At 73.4% G+C, this 13,560-nt stretch carries 15 protein-coding genes; 12 read left to right on the top strand and 3 right to left on the bottom strand.

All coding sequences use genetic code 11. The features are described from left to right. The 4 genes from tsaE to tsaD all read left to right on the top strand — a co-directional run bounded on the left by tsaE (position 1) and on the right by tsaD (position 2,794). Complete coding sequence (gene tsaE, locus H283_RS0117745) at positions 1-465, top strand: tRNA (adenosine(37)-N6)-threonylcarbamoyltransferase complex ATPase subunit type 1 TsaE (protein ID WP_020144876.1); 465 nt, start codon at positions 1-3, stop codon at positions 463-465. A gap of 81 nt (positions 466-546) precedes the next feature. Beyond that, positions 547-1,257 carry a tRNA (adenosine(37)-N6)-threonylcarbamoyltransferase complex dimerization subunit type 1 TsaB gene (tsaB, locus tag H283_RS0117740; protein ID WP_020144875.1) on the top strand — a complete coding sequence of 237 codons (711 nt, stop codon included), beginning with the start codon at positions 547-549 and terminating at the stop codon, positions 1,255-1,257. Next, positions 1,254-1,751, top strand: coding sequence for a ribosomal protein S18-alanine N-acetyltransferase (gene rimI / locus H283_RS0117735; RefSeq protein ID WP_020144874.1), 498 nt, complete (start codon positions 1,254-1,256; stop codon positions 1,749-1,751). Before tsaB ends, rimI begins: the two co-directional genes overlap by 4 nt. Then, positions 1,748-2,794 carry a tRNA (adenosine(37)-N6)-threonylcarbamoyltransferase complex transferase subunit TsaD gene (tsaD, locus tag H283_RS0117730; RefSeq protein ID WP_020144873.1) on the top strand — a complete coding sequence of 349 codons (1,047 nt, stop codon included), beginning with the start codon at positions 1,748-1,750 and terminating at the stop codon, positions 2,792-2,794. Before rimI ends, tsaD begins: the two co-directional genes overlap by 4 nt. A 363-nt stretch (positions 2,795-3,157) precedes the next feature. On the opposite strand, the gene H283_RS0117725 is transcribed toward tsaD, so the two are convergent. Continuing rightward, on the bottom strand, positions 3,158-4,453 hold the full coding sequence (locus H283_RS0117725; protein WP_020144872.1) for a glycoside hydrolase family 3 N-terminal domain-containing protein: 1,296 nt from the start codon (positions 4,451-4,453) through the stop codon (positions 3,158-3,160). A gap of 74 nt (positions 4,454-4,527) precedes the next feature. Here H283_RS0117725 and H283_RS0117720 point away from each other — a divergent pair, with 74 nt between their 5' ends. The 4 genes from H283_RS0117720 (at position 4,528) to H283_RS26865 (ending at position 7,297) form a co-directional block, all read left to right on the top strand. Continuing rightward, a complete protein-coding gene (locus H283_RS0117720) occupies positions 4,528-5,517 on the top strand; it encodes a nucleoside hydrolase (protein ID WP_020144871.1) in 990 nt (329 codons plus the stop codon). After that, complete coding sequence (locus H283_RS0117715; protein ID WP_020144870.1) at positions 5,517-6,347, top strand: PfkB family carbohydrate kinase; 831 nt, start codon at positions 5,517-5,519, stop codon at positions 6,345-6,347. The genes H283_RS0117720 and H283_RS0117715 overlap by 1 nt, the downstream gene beginning before the upstream one ends. 135 nt (positions 6,348-6,482) lie before the next feature. Further along, on the top strand, positions 6,483-6,812 hold the full coding sequence (locus H283_RS0117710; RefSeq protein ID WP_156023290.1) for a metalloregulator ArsR/SmtB family transcription factor: 330 nt from the start codon (positions 6,483-6,485) through the stop codon (positions 6,810-6,812). Further along, positions 6,809-7,297 (top strand): SRPBCC family protein, encoded by a 489-nt coding sequence (locus tag H283_RS26865; RefSeq protein WP_020144868.1) that lies wholly within the window; start codon positions 6,809-6,811, stop codon positions 7,295-7,297. Before H283_RS0117710 ends, H283_RS26865 begins: the two co-directional genes overlap by 4 nt. Before the next feature lie 183 nt (positions 7,298-7,480). Here H283_RS26865 and H283_RS0117700 read toward each other — a convergent pair whose 3' ends face one another. Further along, the gene (locus tag H283_RS0117700) at positions 7,481-8,722 is read right to left on the bottom strand and encodes a class I SAM-dependent methyltransferase (RefSeq protein WP_020144867.1); all 1,242 of its coding nucleotides are present in this window, start codon (positions 8,720-8,722) and stop codon (positions 7,481-7,483) included. A 237-nt stretch (positions 8,723-8,959) separates the two neighbouring features. Between H283_RS0117700 and groES the strand changes: the two genes are divergently transcribed. Then, a complete protein-coding gene (groES, locus tag H283_RS0117695) occupies positions 8,960-9,256 on the top strand; it encodes a co-chaperone GroES (RefSeq protein WP_020144866.1) in 297 nt (98 codons plus the stop codon). Between the two features lie 134 nt (positions 9,257-9,390). After that, a complete protein-coding gene (gene groL / locus H283_RS0117690; protein WP_020144865.1) occupies positions 9,391-11,007 on the top strand; it encodes a chaperonin GroEL in 1,617 nt (538 codons plus the stop codon). A gap of 197 nt (positions 11,008-11,204) precedes the next feature. On the opposite strand, the gene H283_RS0117685 is transcribed toward groL, so the two are convergent. Beyond that, a complete protein-coding gene (locus tag H283_RS0117685) occupies positions 11,205-11,492 on the bottom strand; it encodes a WhiB family transcriptional regulator (RefSeq protein ID WP_020144864.1) in 288 nt (95 codons plus the stop codon). 375 nt (positions 11,493-11,867) lie between these two features. Here H283_RS0117685 and H283_RS0117680 point away from each other — a divergent pair, with 375 nt between their 5' ends. Further along, positions 11,868-12,434, top strand: coding sequence for a sigma-70 family RNA polymerase sigma factor (locus H283_RS0117680; RefSeq protein ID WP_020144863.1), 567 nt, complete (start codon positions 11,868-11,870; stop codon positions 12,432-12,434). Then, positions 12,431-13,537: a hypothetical protein gene (locus H283_RS0117675; RefSeq protein ID WP_156023289.1), complete on the top strand. Its 1,107-nt coding sequence runs from the start codon at positions 12,431-12,433 to the stop codon at positions 13,535-13,537. The genes H283_RS0117680 and H283_RS0117675 overlap by 4 nt, the downstream gene beginning before the upstream one ends. The last annotated feature ends 23 nt before the right edge of the window (positions 13,538-13,560 follow it).

Genomic DNA, 13,560 nt, shown 5'->3' with positions numbered 1-13,560 from the left:
GTGGAGCGCCAGGTCCGCTGGGCCACCACCGACGACACCCAGGACTTCGGCCGCCGGCTCGGCGCCCTGCTGCGCGGTGGCGACGTTCTCGTCCTCACCGGCGACCTCGGTGCCGGCAAGACGACGCTGACCCAGGGCATCGCCGAGGGGCTGGGCGTCCGCGGACCCATCACGTCGCCGACCTTCGTCATCGCGCGCGTGCACCCGTCGCTCGTCGGCGGCCCGCTGCTCGTCCACGTCGACGCCTACCGCCTCGGCAGCGCTCTCGAGCTCGACGACCTCGACCTCGACGCCGACCTCGACGCGAGCGTCACGGTCGTCGAGTGGGGCGCGGGTCTCGCCGAACAGCTGAGCGACACCCGGCTCGAGCTGACCATCAGCGGCGACGACCTGCGCACGGCGCGGTTGGTCGGGGTGGGCGACCGGTGGGACGAGGTCCTCGAGGTCGTGGCGCCCGCGACCTGAAAGCGGTCGCGTGAGCCGGGTGGACGGCATACGCCGGCGCGGGTTCGGGGACCCGGCGCGTGCTCGGATAGCCTGACCGACGTGCTCCTGCTCGCGATCGACACCTCCACGACCGCCATCACCGTCGGCCTGCACGACGGCAGCTCGGTCGTCGCGGAGGCCTCGACGCTCGACGCCCGGGCGCACGCCGAGCACCTCGCCCCCAACATGCGCGACGTCCTGGCCACCGCCGGGGCGGAGCCCGGCGACGTCACCGACGTCGTCGTGGGCATCGGCCCGGGCCCGTTCACCGGCCTGCGTGTCGGGATCGTCACCGGACGCACCTTCGCCTTCGCGCTCGGCCTGCCCGTGCGCGGGCTGACGAGTCTCGACGCGATCGCGCACGAGGCATGGCTCGACGGCCGACGTGGCGAGCTCGTCGTCGCCACCGACGCCCGTCGCAAGGAGGTGTACGCCGCTGCGTACGTCCTCGGGGACGAGCGCGCCGACCGTGTGAGCGAGCCCACCGTGTCCCGCGCGGCCGACCTGCCTGCCGAGACCCGCGCCCTGCCGACCGCGGGTCGTGGTCCCATCCTCTACGCCGAGGCGCTCCCGCACGCCGTGGCACCGCTCGACGTCAGCGGGGGAGCGCTCGCCGACCTCGCGGTGCGCCGACTCCGCGAGAGCGCACCCGGCCCCGGTGAGCTGCAGTGGGTCGACCCCGGCCACGGCTTCGACGGGCTCGAGCCGCTCTACCTGCGCCGGCCCGACGCGGCGCCCGCTCCGCCATCGACCAAGTCCACCCTCGGATGACCGTGACCCAGCCGCGCACGCACCCCGGCGAGGAGGTCGTGCTGCGCGACCTCGAGTGGACCGACCTCGCCCACCTCGCGACGCTCGAGCAGCTGCTCTTCGCCGACGACGCGTGGTCCGAGGCCACGTGGTGGAGCGAGCTCGCCGGCCGCCCGCGTCGCGACTACGTCGTCGCCACGACGCTCGACGGCACGATCGCCGGCTATGCCGGCCTCGACGTCGCGGGAGACGTCGCCGACGTCATGACCATCGCCACCAGCCCCGGTCACCAGGGCCGTGGCACGGGGCGGGTCCTGCTCGACGAGCTCGTCCGTCGGGCGACCCTGCGAGGCGTCGACGCGGTGCTGCTCGAGGTGCGCGCCGACAACGACGCGGCGCGGCGCCTCTACGACCGGGCCGGCTTCGAGGTCATCTCGGTGCGCCGCCGCTACTACCAACCAGGCAACGGGGACGCGCTCGTCATGCGCCTCCTCGTCACGAAGGGAGACGCATGAGCGACGAGCCGCTCGTCCTCGGCATCGAGACGTCCTGCGACGAGACCGGGGTCGGCATCGTGCGCGGCCAGACGCTCCTCGTGGACACGGTCGCGAGCAGCGTCGAGGAGCACGCCCGTTTCGGTGGCGTCGTGCCAGAGGTCGCGAGCCGCGCCCACCTCGAGGCCATGGTGCCGACCATCGAGCGCGCGTGCCGCGAGGCGGGCGTCCGGCTGCGCGACCTCGACGCCATCTCGGTGACCTCGGGTCCCGGTCTCGCAGGTGCGCTGCTCGTCGGGGTCGCCTCGGCCAAGGCCCTGGCGCTCGCCCTCGGCAAGCCGATCTACGGCGTCAACCACCTCGCCTCGCACGTCGCGGTCGACATCGTCGAGCACGGGCCGCTGCCCGAGCCGACGATGGCGATGCTCGTCTCCGGCGGGCACTCCTCGCTGCTCCTCGTGCCCGACGTCACCAACGACGTCCGCTCGCTCGGCTCGACGATGGACGACGCCGCCGGTGAGGCCTTCGACAAGGTCGCGCGGGTGCTCGGGCTGCCCTTCCCGGGAGGTCCGCACGTGGATCGCGCTGCGCGAGAAGGCAACCGGATCGCCATCGACTTCCCCCGCGGCCTCACCACCGGGCGCGACATGGAGCGGCACCGCTTCGACTTCTCCTTCTCGGGCCTCAAGACCGCCGTCGCGCGGTGGGTCGAGACGCGCCAGCGTGCCGGCGAGGCCGTACCGGTCGCCGACGTCGCCGCGAGCTTCCAGGAGGCGGTCGTCGACGTCCTCACCCGCAAGGCCCTGCTCGCCTGCAAGGAGCACGACGTCGACCACCTGCTCATCGGCGGCGGCGTCGCGGCGAACTCGCGCCTTCGCGCGCTCGCCGAGGAGCGGTGCGCCAAGGCCGGTGTCACCCTGCGCGTACCGCGCCCCGGACTGTGCACCGACAACGGGGCGATGGTCGCGGCGCTCGGGGCGCAGATGGTGGCGAAGGGGCGCTTGCCCAGCGACCTCGGCCTCCCAACCGACTCGTCGATGCCGGTCACGCTCGTCCAGGCGTAGGCCCGTCACGGGCCGCTCGGCTGGCGCTCGTCGGGCGTGCCCGTGCGAACGGCGGGCACCCGTTCGCCCGCGCGGCGTGGAGCGAAGGCGGCGTATGCCGTCACGTGGCCTTCCAGCGTCACCGTGCCGCCTTCGATGCCGCGCGGACGAACGGCTGCCCACCTCCGGTCACGCGCAACCGAGCGTCCCATTGTCAGCTCGCCTGGCGCCATCTCGTCCCGGCTGGGTGTGACCGGGCTGCAGCGGGTCCGCACCCGCACCCGGTCGGCGGCTCGCGCCTGAGGAGTTTGGGGTTCGGTGGGACGGGTCTCGATGTCGGGGCCGGTGCGGGGGCGTTGCGACTGGGGGTGTTGCGGTGCGGGGCTAGGGGCAGCGAGCGAGGCCCATTCTCAGCTTGAGGTCGACGACGCGCGTGGCTGCGGCCCGGACCTGTTCGGCGAAGGCGGGGCTCGCGTTCATCTTCTTCGTGATGGCGTCGTGCATGGTGGGCACCGTGGCCGGACGGGCGGTCAGCGTGATGTCACCACCGGCCTCGATGAAGCGCGTGGCGCGCGCGCCGACGGGCACGTCGGCGACGGCCTTCGCGGCGCCGACGTCGTCGGTGATGACGACCCCGTCGTAGGAGAGCCGGTCGCGGAGCAGGTCGGTGACGATCGGCCGTGAGAAGACGGCGTTGGTGCCCGGATCGATGCGGCTGTAGATGGCCGAGCCGACCATGACGAGCTCGACGCCATCCTGGATGCCGGTGCGGAACGGCTCGAGGTAGGGGTCGTCGACGGTCGTCGTGCGGTCGGTGATGCCGCGTGCCGTGACGTCGGTGTTGCCGGTGATGCGGCCCAGGCCGGGGAAGTGCTTGACGGTCGAGGCCACGCCGCCCGCGCGCATGCCGGCGATGAACGCACCGACCATGCGTGCGTTGCGCTCGGGGTCGCTGGAGAACTGACGGTCGTACTGGCCGATCGGCCCGTTGGCGCGCCCGATCGAGGTCGGGACCGTGTCGGCGACCGGCGCGAGGTTGACGTTGATGCCGGCCCGGCGCAGCTGGTCGGCCCACCGCGTCGCATCGGCGGTGAGGGCGCTCGCCGAGCCCTGGTCCTGGACGCGGGCGGACGGCATACGGCTGAAGCCGTCGCCACGCAGCTGCTGCACGGCGCCGCCCTCCTGGTCGGCGGCGAGGAGCAGGCCGAGGCCGGCGGTGTCCTCCTTCGAGGCGAGCGCCGCGAGGTGGCGGGTCGTGGCGCGGACGCGTTCGGTGCCGCCGTCCCAGCCCCCGAGCAGGATGACGCCGCCGAGGTGGCGCCGGGCCACGAGCGCGTCGAGACTCGTGCGGCTCGCCCCGTTGTCGAGGCCGACCATGAGCAGCTGCCCCGCGCGTTCGTCGTCGTCCATGCCGGCGACGATCGCCGGGGCGCAGGAGGAGGGCGTCGACGGCGTGGTGGTCGTCGGGGCGGGAGTGTGGCTCGTGGACGGGGTGGCGCTCGTCGGCGCGGTCGTCGTGGGCGCGCTCGATGCCGAGGTCGTCGTGCCCGTCGTGCCCGTCGCGCGGGGCCCGGCTGCCGGCGGGGCTGAGGAGCAGGCGGTCGCGACCGCGGTCACGGCAGCCGCGAGGACGGCCCACCGGGCGGGGGACGGGCGGCGTCGGCTGTGGCTCGGGCGCATCGTTCGAGCCTATCCTCGGACGCCGGTGGTCCCCACCGGGGCTGCGGCGGCCACCCGACCGGTACGTTGCCGCTGTGACGACCGAACCCACCCCCATCGTGCTCGACGTCGACACCGGCGTCGACGACGCGTGCGCCCTGCTCCTCGCCGCCCTGCACCCGGCACTCGACCTGCGCGCCGTGTCGTGCGTCGGGGGCAACGCCCCCGTCGACGACGTCGTGCGCAACACGCTGCTCGTCCTCGAGACCGCGGGACGCACCGACGTCCCGGTGGCCCGGGGTGCCGAGCGGCCCCTGCTCGAGGCGCCCGTCGACGCCCGCCACGTGCACGGTGCCGACGGCATGGGCGAGCTGGGCTGGCCACCCCCGTCCGCGACGGCCGACCGGCGCCACGCCGTCGAGCTGCTCCGGGACGCCTGCCGGGAGGCCGCGGATGCGGACCGCCCCGTCACGCTCGTGCCCCTCGCCCCGCTGACGAACATCGCCCTGCTGCTCCGGACCTATCCGGACGTCGTGGCGGGCATCTCCGAGATCGTCTTCATGGGCGGCGCCGCCAACGTCGGCAACGCGACGGCGTCGGCCGAGTTCAACGTCTTCCACGACCCCGAGGCGGCGGCGGTCGCGCTCGACGCCGCGGCCGACCTCGGCATCCCCGTGACGATGTACGGCCTCGACGTCTTCTACGAGCCTGTCGTGTCGGCCGAGCTGGCCGACGAGCTCGTCGCCGTCGGTGGCCGGGGCCCCGCCGAGCTCGCAGGCAGCCTGATCCGCTTCCAGAACGCCCGCTTCGACCGGCCCGCGTCGACCATCGGTGACGCCGGCGCCGTCTGCGTCGTCATCGACCGCGCCGGGATCCGGACCGAGCCGCTGCCGCTGCGCGTCGAGCTCGCCGGCACGTGGTCACGGGGACGCACCATCGTCGACCGGCGCGACTGGAGCGGCGACATGGCCCACGACCCGCACGGCGAGGCGCCCGTGCGCGTCGACGTGGCGCTCGAGGTCGACGGTCCCCGCTACGCACGGCTCTGGGCCGACACCCTGCTCGGCCGGGTGGGCGAGCGCTGATGGGCCGCGTCGCGGTCCTGGGCTCGCTCAACGTCGACGTCGTCACCCTCGTCGAGCGGCACCCGGTGCCCGGGGAGACCCTGCTCGGTGAGGCCGAGGGCACCTATGCCGGTGGCAAGGGCGGCAACCAGGCCGCGGCCGCCGCTCGGGCCGGGGCGGCCGTCTCGATGCTCGCCCGGGTCGGCGACGACGGACCGGGCCGGGCCTACCTCGACCGCCTCAGCGGCCTCGGCATCGACACCGCGGCGGTGTCGACGAGCGACAGCGCCCCGACCGGCACGGCCTTCATCACCGTCGACGAGCAGGGCGAGAACTCGATCATCGTCGTGGCCGGCGCCAACGGTGAGCGAGACCGTGCGCTCGTCGAGCGGGCCGGAGGGCTCGAGCCCGGCGACGTGCTGCTCTGCTCGCTCGAGGTCGACCTCACCACGGTGGCCGACGCCGCCCGCGCGGCCCACGCCGCCGGGGCCCGGGTCGTCCTCAACCTCGCGCCGTATGCCGCACTGCCCCCCGACGTCGTCGCGCTCGCCGACCCGGTCGTCGTCAACGAGTCGGAGATGCGCGACCTCGCCGACTCCGACCTCGTGCCGCAGTCGCTGCTCGTGACGTTCGGGGCAGCGGGCGCGCGCTGGGGGATGGACGGCGTGGACGGCATACCCGTGGCGAAGCGTGACTTCGGTGACACGGTCGGCGCCGGGGACGCGTTCTGCGGGGCGCTCGCAGCGGCGCTCGCCGGGGGAGCGGACCGTCAGGACGCCCTCGAGGCGGCCAACGCGGCCGGCGCGGCCGCCGTGCGTTGGGTCGGGGCTCAGCCGGACGCCGCCCTCTGACCCACCTCACTTCGCAACACACCGAGCAGGTCACAACACACCCGGATCGGATCGCGGTGGGTTGTGACCTGCTCGGTGTGTTGCGGACGAGGGCGTACCTTGTCAGTTACGTAACTCGTGGGTTACTCTTTGCTCGTGAGTGGGACCTGGGACGCGTTGACCGACCCGACGCGGCGGACCATCGTCGAGCACCTCGCCCGTGAGGAGCTGACGGCGGGCGAGGTCGCGGCGCTCTTCGACGCCGCGCGGCCCGGGATCTCGAGGCACCTGCGGGTGCTGCGGGAGGCCGGCGTCGTCGAGGCCGAGGCCGTCGGGCAGCGGCGCCTCTACCGGCTCGCGCCGGGCGCCCTCGACGAGGTCGAGCAGTGGTGCCGTGAGGTCCGCTCGTTCTGGGGGCAGCGCCTCGACGCCCTCGACACCGAGATCGCCCGTGGCGCGCGGGCCCGACGACAGGGACAGAGATGAGCGAGCTGACGCAGGTGCTGGGCCGGATCGACCGCGACGGCGACGCGGTGGTGGTCGTGTTCGACCGGCACTACGCGACGTCGCCCGACGACCTCTGGCGAGCGTGCACCGAGCCTGACCGCCTCGCCCGCTGGTTCGCCCCCGTCGAGGGGGAGCTGCGACCCGGTGGCGACTTCACGATCCACTTCGACGACGCCGACACCCCGGTGTGCCGAGTCGTGGCGTGCGAGGTGCCGAGCCGGCTCGTCTGGGAGTGGCCGCTCGGCGACGTGCGGTCGGTCGTCACCGCCGAGGTCGTCGCCGACGGGGACGGCGCCCGCCTGCACCTCCGGCACGAGCGGCTCTCCGGCGCCCAGGCGTCGGGGTATGCCGCGGGCTGGGACACCTATGTGCGTCGCCTGGAGTCGGACCTCGCGGGTGCTGCGATGCCGGACTGGGACGCCACGTGGAGCGCCCTGCACGCGCTCTACGCCGCCACCGCCTGAGGCCGGTGGCGGCCGTCGCGCTCAGTCCAGGAGTGCGGAGGCGTCCGTTGCCGGGAGCGGCATCGGCGGCGGGCCGCTGACGCTGGAACGCCACGTCGGAGACGGACGCCCGCCGACGCTCCACGCCGCGAGCGGTGGCGGTCGCCTTGGCAGTCGAGGGCGCCGGTCAGCCGGGGCCGCCGATCAGGCGGGGGTGACGACGAGGGCGACCTGGCCGCCGCCGACGCGCGTCAGGACGAGCGTCGCCTCGGAGCCGCCCTTGCCCCGGCCGGTCATCTTCAGCTGCCGGCGCAGCAGGTCGGCGTCGAGGGTCACGCCGCGCTTCTTGATCGTGACCCGGTCGTGGCCGTGGTCGCGCAGCCAGCGGGCGAGGCGCTTCGTCGACAGGGGCATCGCCTCGACGACCCGGAAGCGCCGCGCCCAGGGCAGCTCGCGCGCGCCGCCGCTCGAGACGTAGCCGACGCCCGTCGCGAGCTCGGCGCCGTCGACGGCCGCGACGAGCGCCCCCGTGAGCCCGGCCCGGATGACGGCCCGGTCGGGCTCGTAGAGCCACTCGCCGATGTCGGTGACCGACCCGAGGCCGGGCCGCTGCCCGCCGTCGAGGGCGTCCTGCTCCGTGACGACGGAGGTCGAGGTCTCGGTGCACACGGCGGCCGTGCGCCCCGCAGTCGTGACGAGCGGGCCCCACCACACGGCGCACTCGAGCACCTCACCGTGCCACGACGTCCACTGCGCCTCCGCGCCTGACGGGACCGAGCCGTGCGGGAACGCGGGGGAGAGCTTGGCGCCCGTCGCCGGCACCTGCTCGGCGAAGTCGAGCACCTGTGACCACGACGGCGAGATCGCGTCGAGCGAGAAGACGCGCTTCGTGCGCCCGCTGATGTCGGCCACCCCGGTGACACGGCGGGCCGGGTCGAGCCACAGCCCGAGGTGCCGCCGCCCCTCACCCTGCGGCAGGCTCACGTCCTCGGCGAGCCCGTGCGTCACCCGAGCTGACGGCCAGTGGCGCAGGTTGACCGCGGCGATGCGGGCCGTCGTGTCGTCGGCGTCGACGGCGTGGACCGTCAGGTCCAGTCCGGCGAACGCCATCGCGTCGGCGCCCAGCCCGCACCCGAGGTCGTAGACGTCGCGGACCCCGGCGGCGGCATACCGGTGCGCGTGGCGGGCGGCGACGGCGAGGCGCGTCGACTGCTCGAGCCCGTCGGGGGTGAAGAGCATGCCGGCGGCGAAGTCGCCGAACTTGTCGGTGCCGCGCGAGCGCAGCCGCGACTGGGTCATGGCGGCCGCGACGAGGTCGGCCGCGAAGCCCGCCTCGCGCAGTCGGCCCTGCAGGTGCAGCGAGCCCTCCTCGTCGTAGGGAGGCAGCGACTGGAGCAGGGCCCAGCCCTCACCTGCGGAGAGGCGATCGACCATGGCGGCGTCCATGGCCTCATCCTGCCAGCGCCGGCGGGTGCGTCCGTCCGACCGCGGCGCGCCGTCGAATCTGGCACTCGACTTGACCGAGTGCTAATGACAAACCTAGATTTCATCTTGTTGGCACTCTCGACCTGAAAGTGCCAGCACCCTCATCGAGGGAGGTCGACCCCCGCGACGGCGGCCAGCCTCGAAGAGCCCACAGTCCGTTGTCAGTTTTCCGACTGTCCCGAAGGGAAGGTCACCACCGTGTCGGTTTCCATCAAGCCGCTCGAAGACCGCATCGTCGTCAAGTCCCTCGAGGCCGAGCAGACCACTGCGTCCGGCCTCGTCATCCCGGACACGGCCAAGGAGAAGCCCCAGGAGGGCGAGGTCCTCGCCGTCGGCCCCGGCCGCTTCAACGACACCGGCACCGAGCGCGTCCCGCTCGACGTCAAGGTCGGCGACAAGGTCATCTACAGCAAGTACGGCGGCACCGAGGTCAAGTACGGCGGCGAGGAGTTCCTGATCCTCTCGGCCCGCGACGTCCTCGCCATCGTCGGCTGACCCAGCCGTATGCCGTGACCGCACCCCGGTGAGCCCCGCTGGGGTCTCCCCGGGGTGCGTCTCGTTTGACCGGGCATGCTCGCAGATGCCCGCATTCCCAGGAACCACAAAGCAACCCGAGCCAAAGGAACACCATGGCCAAGCAGCTGGAGTTCGACGACTCCGCCCGCAAGTCGCTCGAGCGCGGCGTTGACGCGCTCGCCAACGCCGTCAAGGTGACGCTCGGCCCGAAGGGCCGCAACGTCGTCATCGACAAGAAGTGGGGCGCCCCCACGATCACGAACGACGGCGTGACCATCGCCCGCGAGATCGAGCTCGAGGACCCCTACGAGAACCTCGGCGCCCAGCTCGCCAAGGAGGTCGCGACCAAGACCAACGACGTCGCCGGTGACGGCACGACGACCGCGACCGTCCTCGCCCAGGCCATGGTCAAGGAGGGCCTGCGCAACGTCGCCGCCGGTGCCGCCCCGGCCGCGCTCAAGCGCGGCATGGACAAGGCCGTCACCGCGGTCAACGACCGCCTCCTCGAGAACGCCCGCGAGGTCGACGGCAAGGACGAGATCGCCTCCGTCGCGACGCTCTCCGCCCAGGACGCCACCCTCGGTGGCCTCATCGGCGAGGCGTTCGACAAGGTCGGCAAGGACGGCGTCATCACCGTCGAGGAGTCCTCGACGACGGCTACCGAGCTCGAGTTCACCGAGGGCATGCAGTTCGACAAGGGCTACCTCTCGGCGTACTTCGTCACCGACACCGAGCGCATGGAGACCGTCCTCGAGGACGCCTACGTCCTCATCAACCAGGGCAAGATCTCCTCGGTCGCCGAGATCCTCCCGGTCCTCGAGAAGGTCGTGCAGTCGGGCAAGCCGCTGCTCATCATCGCCGAGGACGTCGACGGCGAGGCCCTCTCGACGCTCGTCGTCAACAAGATCCGCGGCACGTTCAACGTCGCGGCCGTCAAGGCCCCCGGCTTCGGCGACCGTCGCAAGGCCATGCTCCAGGACATCGCCATCCTCACCGGTGGCCAGGTCATCGCGCCCGAGGTCGGCCTCAGCCTCGACCAGGCCGACCTGACCGTCCTCGGCCAGGCCCGCCGCGTCGTCCTCACCAAGGACAACACGACGATCATCGACGGCAACGGCGAGGAGGGCGAGGTCTCCGGCCGCGTCCACCAGATCAAGGCCGAGATCGAGCGCACCGACTCCGACTGGGACCGCGAGAAGCTCCAGGAGCGCCTCGCCAAGCTCGCCGGTGGCGTCTGCGTCATCAAGGTCGGCGCCCACACCGAGGTCGAGCTCAAGGAGAAGAAGCACCGCATCGAGGACGCCATCTCGGCGACCCGCGCGGCCATCGAGGAGGGCATCGTCGCCGGTGGCGGCACGGCCCTCATCCACGCCGCCTCCGCGATCGACGCCCTCGAGCTGACCGGTGACGAGGCCACGGGCGCGTCCATCGTGCGCAAGGCCGTCGCCGAGCCGCTGCGCTGGATCGCCGAGAACGCCGGCCTCCAGGGCTACGTCGTCACCTCCAAGGTGGCCGAGCTGCCCATCGGGCAGGGCCTCAACGCGGCCACGGGCGAGTACGGCGACCTCATCGCCGCCGGCGTCATCGACCCGGTCAAGGTCACGCGTTCCGCGCTGCGCAACGCCGAGTCCATCGCGTCGATGATCCTCACGACCGACACGCTCGTCGTCGACAAGCCCGAGGACGAGGAGCCGTCCGCCGGCGGCCACGGCCACGGCCACGGTCACTGACCGACCGCGCGACACGGCATACGGCCGGGGTCCCTGACGGGGTCCCGGCCCGAAGCCCCGCACGACAGCGAGGGCCGCTCCCCGACGGGGAGCGGCCCTCGCTGCGTCTCGACCTGCGCGACCCCGTCGTGTCTCGCGCGGTCCGGTCGAGCGGCTGCGTCGGTCGTCGGCGGCGTGTGCCGGCGACCGTCAGACGGTCAGGAAGCCTCCTGGATGCCGTCGTAGAGGACCTCGCGCTCGGCCTCGGTCAGCCCGCCCCAGACGCCGTAGGGCTCGCGGACCTCGAGGGCGTGCGAGCGGCACTGGGCCACGACGGGACAGGCGGCGCACACGGCCTTGGCCTGGGCGTCCCGGTTGCGACGGCGAGGGCCGCGCTCGCCCTCGGGGTGGAAGAAGACCTCGGGGCTGACGCCTCGGCAGGCCCCGTCCAGCTGCCAGTCCCAGAGGTCGGCTACCGGTCCGGGCAGGCGGGTGATCTCGGCCATGAACTCGTCTCTCGGTCGGGCGGGGGTGCCCGCCGTGTCGTACCGGCCCGCTCGGTGCGTGTGGTGGGTCGCGGGGCCGCGGAATCGACGCTAACCGGGCACGCGATCACGGATAAAGAGCGGAATCTTAAGGACTTGTTCAAGAATTGCCATCTGGATGGCATGCTCGTCCAAGGAGGCGGATCCGACCATCCGTAGTCGTCCGGAGGGGTCCGTTCGCACTACCATGGCCCCGCTCCGAGCGAGCACCGACGGCGGCGCGGACGAAGGCGTCGCCTGCACAGACAACAGTTCGGGGGGACGAGGACTCACATGGGTCTTGGTTGGTCCACGCACACCGGCGTAACACCCGGTGGCGTTGGTGCGATGGAGCGGATGGACGCTCCATCGCTTCGTGAGCTTGCGGCGCTCGCCGCGCGTGACGACAACGCGCGCGACGTGCTGCTGGCGCGCGTCAGGGACATGGCCCTGCGGTACTCCCGCGTCCGCCTCGGCCGCTTCGGCGCCGAGGACACAGCCCAGGACGTCGCTCAGGAGGTGTGCATGGCCGTCGTGACCGCCCTGCCCACCTACCAGGAGCGCGGGCTGCCCTTCGAGGCGTTCGTCTACACCATCACCTCCCGCAAGCTCGCCGACGCCCAGCGTGCCGCGATGCGCGGACCCTCACCCGTCGCCGACGTCCCCGACGGACCCGACGACGGTCCGTCGCCCGAGTCCGTCGCCGTCATGCGCGACGACGCCGCCACGGCGATGGCCCTCATGCAGCAGCTGCCCGGCCAGCAGCGCGAGATCCTCACGCTGCGCGTCGCCGTCGGCATGAGCACCGACGAGACCGCGGCCGCACTCGGCATGTCCGCCGGCGCCATCCGCGTCGCGCAGCACCGGGCTCTCACGAGGCTTCGCGCGATGATCGCCGAGGCCGGGGCAGGTGACGTCGCATGAACGACCTGTCTCCCATGAGCGACGTCATCGCCGACGACCTGCTGCTCGACCGCCTTGCCGGCCGCCTGGACGCCGGGTCCGAGCCGGTCGCCGCGTTGCTCGGTGCCCTTTCGGCGCACGCCGACACCCCGCTGCCCTCGCGCACCGGGCGCCGACGGATCGCCAACAAGCACCGCTATCTCGGCGCCTTCGCGGCCCTCGCGGTCGCGGCGTCCGGCGCCGGGGTCGCGGCTGCCGTCACGCTCCCGGCCAACGGCCCCAGCCAGGCCGACCGCGCCCGCATCGTCGAGAAGATGGACGAGAGCGCCCGGAGCGGCAGTCCCAGCGCGCTGCTCGCGCGCCTCGGCCTCCCGCAGACGTCGGGCACCACCGAGGCCAGGGGACTCGTCCTCGCGCGCGCCGAGGACGGCACGATCGTGCTGCTGCCCGCCGCGGTGGTCGCCGCCCAGGGCCGCGCGGCAGCCGCCGGCGCCAACGGCATGCCCGGCGCCGCCGCCGGAGCGGAGGGCGGTCGTCCGGTCGCGAACGGTCTCACCGGCGGCCAGAACGGCCAGGCCGGCAACGGTCAGGTGGGCAACGGTCAGGTCGGCAACGGTCAGGTCGGCAACGGTCAGGGCGGCAACCCGCAGGGCGGCGCCGCGGCCGGTGGGGGCCAGACCGGCACGCCGCAGGCGACGAACAACGGCAAGAAGCCAGCGCCCGGCACCAAGGGCGGGAAGAAGTCCACCGTCACGCCGACGGCCACCCCGACACCCACCCCGACGGGCACGTCGGAGGTCGTCGTCCCGCCGGCCACGTTCGCCACGAGCACCCCCACCGCCCCGGCATCCAGGACGCGCACCCCCGGCCCCGTCCGTCCGCGCCCGACCGGGGGCGCCGGCGGTTCGACCGGCTCGGGGTCGTCCGGCACCTCCGGCACCTCCGGCGGCACGACCGACGGCACCGGGGGCCCGAGCGAGGCCAGCGGCGGCACCAGCAGCACGGACGGCACCAGCGGCACCAGCGGTCTCACCGACACCCTCTCCGGCAGCCTCGACGGCGCCGCCTCGACGGCAGCGGGTGTCGTCGGCGCCGTCACCGGGCCCGTCGTGCCCACCCTCTGAGGCGCGTTCGGCCGCACCTCCGG

Source organism: Terracoccus sp. 273MFTsu3.1, assembly GCF_000383675.1.
Taxonomy (GTDB): domain Bacteria; phylum Actinomycetota; class Actinomycetes; order Actinomycetales; family Dermatophilaceae; genus Terrabacter.
The sequence above is the reverse complement of the archived record's forward strand: the minus strand, read 5'-3'. Positions and strand labels throughout refer to the sequence as shown.

Bases quoted from the DNA above. Each gene is read 5' to 3' on its own strand.
- rimI (WP_020144874.1), top strand. From the start codon at position 1,254: ATGACCGTGACCCAGCCGCGCACGCACCCCGGCGAGGAGGTCGTGCTG.
- tsaD (WP_020144873.1), top strand. From the start codon at position 1,748: ATGAGCGACGAGCCGCTCGTCCTCGGCATCGAGACGTCCTGCGACGAG.
- H283_RS0117725 (WP_020144872.1), bottom strand. From the start codon at position 4,453: ATGCGCCCGAGCCACAGCCGACGCCGCCCGTCCCCCGCCCGGTGGGCC.
- H283_RS0117715 (WP_020144870.1), top strand. From the start codon at position 5,517: ATGGGCCGCGTCGCGGTCCTGGGCTCGCTCAACGTCGACGTCGTCACC.
- H283_RS26865 (WP_020144868.1), top strand. From the start codon at position 6,809: ATGAGCGAGCTGACGCAGGTGCTGGGCCGGATCGACCGCGACGGCGAC.
- H283_RS0117700 (WP_020144867.1), bottom strand. From the start codon at position 8,722: ATGGACGCCGCCATGGTCGATCGCCTCTCCGCAGGTGAGGGCTGGGCC.
- groL (WP_020144865.1), top strand. From the start codon at position 9,391: ATGGCCAAGCAGCTGGAGTTCGACGACTCCGCCCGCAAGTCGCTCGAG.
- H283_RS0117685 (WP_020144864.1), bottom strand. From the start codon at position 11,492: ATGGCCGAGATCACCCGCCTGCCCGGACCGGTAGCCGACCTCTGGGAC.
- H283_RS0117680 (WP_020144863.1), top strand. From the start codon at position 11,868: ATGGACGCTCCATCGCTTCGTGAGCTTGCGGCGCTCGCCGCGCGTGAC.
- H283_RS0117675 (WP_156023289.1), top strand. From the start codon at position 12,431: ATGAACGACCTGTCTCCCATGAGCGACGTCATCGCCGACGACCTGCTG.